The 2,687-nt window shown below is 59.4% G+C and carries 1 protein-coding gene; it reads right to left on the bottom strand.

All coding sequences use genetic code 11. The features are described 5' to 3' along the window. On the bottom strand, positions 1 to 2,687 hold a 2,687-nt coding region (locus tag GVL12_RS25565; protein ID WP_200844088.1), incomplete at both ends, for a VCBS domain-containing protein.

Genomic DNA, 2,687 nt, shown 5'->3' with positions numbered 1-2,687 from the left:
TCATTGGTATCCACATCGGTGGTGGCCAGTTGGCCAATGGCAGACTGCGTGCCATCTTCAGTCACAGTGCCCGTCAAGGCTCCCGACAGCACCGGCTTGTCGTTCGTGCCATTGATGGTGATCGTGATTTGTGCCGTCGTGCCATCAATCGTGGTGACGGTAAAGGTGTCGGTGAGATGTTCACCCACGCCCAGGGCCTGCACCGTGGCATTGTCGTTGTCCAGGTTGAACTTCCAATTGCCATTCTTGTCGACAGAGAAGCTGCCGTACTGGCCGGCGGCATCGGTCTGGGGCTTGAACTCGGCCTGGCCTGCATCTGGATCGGTCACATCGAGCTTGCCGCTGGCGGTGAGCGTCACATCTTCCTGCACCAGACCTGCGTCATCGCCCGGCTTGCTTGGTGCAATTACCGCGCCATCGTCAGTACCGTTGATGGTGATCGTGATCGTCTTGCTATCGGCACCACCCTTGCCATCGCTGACCTGGACTTGGTAGGTTTCGGTTCGTGTGTCGCCAGTCTTTAAAGATTGGGCTGCAGCATTGTCGAGCAGGTAAGTCCATTGGCCACTCGCGTCCACGCTAAAGCTGCCATAGGCGCCGGTGCTGGCACCCACTACGCTATAGCTGTGGGTGTCGTTGATATCCACATCGGTGGTGGCCAGCTGGCCAATAGCGGTCTTGGTGCCGTCTTCGGTCACCGTGCCAGTCAGCACACCCGACAGTTTAGGGTCGTCGTTCGTGCCATTGATGGTGATCGTGACTTGCGCCGTCGTGCCGTCAATGGTGGTGACGGTAAAGGTATCGGTGAGATGTTCACCCACGCCCAAGGCCTGCACCGTGGCATTGCCATTGTTCAGATCGAACGTCCAGTTGCCGTTCTTGTCGATGCTGAAGTCACCGTACTGCCCCGCGTGCCCAGCCACCGGCGTGAACTCGGCCTGGCCTGCATCCGGATCGGTCACATCGAGCTTGCCGCTGGCGGACAACGTCACATCTTCCTGCACCGTGCCCTTGTCTGCACCGGGAACGCTCGGGCTGATGGTCGCACCATCATCGACACCATTGATGGTGATCGTGATGTCCTTCGTATCCACACCACCCTTGCCGTCGCTAACCTGGACTTGGTAGGTCTCGGTTCGTGTGTCACCAGTCTTCAAAGATTGCGCTGCGGCATTGTCGAGCTGGTAAGTCCATTGGCCGCTCGCGTCCACGCTAAAGCTGCCATAGGTGCCGGTGCTGGCACCCACCACGCTGTAGCTATGGGTGTCGTTGACGTCCACATCGGTGGTGCTCAGCTGACCAATGGCCGACTGGGTGCCGTCTTCGGTCACAGTGCCCGTCAAGGCTCCCGACAGAACGGGCTTGTCGTTCGTGCCATCGATAGTGATCGTGATTTGTGCCGTGGTCCCGTCAATCGTGGTGACCGTAAAGGTGTCGGTGAGATGTTCACCAACGCCCAAGGCCTGCACCGTGGCATTGCCATTCTTCAGGTCAAACGTCCAGTTGCCGTTCTTGTCGATGCTGAAGTCACCGTACTGCCCCGCGTATGCAGTCACCGGCGTGAACTCGGCCTGATCCTTATCCGGATCCGTCACATCGAGCTTGCCGCTGGCGGTGAGCAGGCCATCTTCCTGCACCGTGCCCTTGTCGTCACCCGGCTTGCTTGGTGTAATCACCGCGCCGTCGTCAGTACCGTTGATGGTGATCGTGACGTCCTTCGTATCCACACCGCCCTGGCCGTCGCTGACCTGGACTTGGTAGGTCTCGGTTCGTGTGTCACCAGTCTTCAAAGATTGCGCTGCGGCATTGTCGAGCTGGTAAGTCCATTGGCCGCTCGCGTCCACGCTGAAGCTGCCATAGGTGCCGGTGCTGGCACCCACCACGCTGTAGCTATGGGTGTCGTTGACGTCCACATCGGTGGTGGCCAGTTGGCCAATGGCAGACTGCGTGCCATCTTCGGTCACCGTGCCGGTCAGCGCACCCGACAGCACCGGCTTGTCATTGCTGCCATCAATGGTGATCGTGACTTGCGCCGTCGTGCCGTCAATGGTGGTGACCGTGAAAGTATCGGTGAGGTGTTCGCCCACACCCAAAGCCTGCACCGTGGCATTGCCATTGTTCAGATCGAATGTCCAGTTGCCGTTCTTGTCGATGCTGAAGTCACCGTACTGCCCCGCGTACGCAGTCACCGGCGTGAACTCGGCCTGGTCCTCATCCGGATCGGTCACATCGAGCTTGCCGTTGGCGGTGAGCGTCACATCTTCTTGCACCAGACCTTCGTCATCGCCCGGCTTGCTTGGTGCAATCACCGCGCCGTCGTCAGTACCGTTGATGGTGATCGTGATGGTCGTCGTGGCCGAGCCGTCCTTGCTGGTGACCGTGTAGGTCTCAATGACCGATTCACCGGTCTTGAGGTACTGCACCAAGCTGTTGTCGACTGCGTAGCTGTAACTGCCATCGGTATTGAACACCAACGTGCCCAGCTGCGTGCCACCAGTGCTGCTGGTGAACGTTGCGCCAGCCTGGAAGCTGCTCTCGCCAGTGTCGATATCGGCGATCATGACCGAGCCCGAAGTGACCAGCTTGCCGCCGACCACGCCGACGTCTTCCGTCACTGCGGCAACGCCAGTGCTCAGCGTCGGCACATCGTTCGTGCCATTGATGGTGATGACGACGCTGGCCTTGGT

This window comes from Pantoea sp. 18069 (assembly GCF_902706035.1).
Taxonomy (GTDB): Bacteria; Pseudomonadota; Gammaproteobacteria; order Burkholderiales; family Burkholderiaceae_C; genus Comamonas.
The sequence above is the reverse complement of the archived record's forward strand: the minus strand, read 5'-3'. Positions and strand labels throughout refer to the sequence as shown.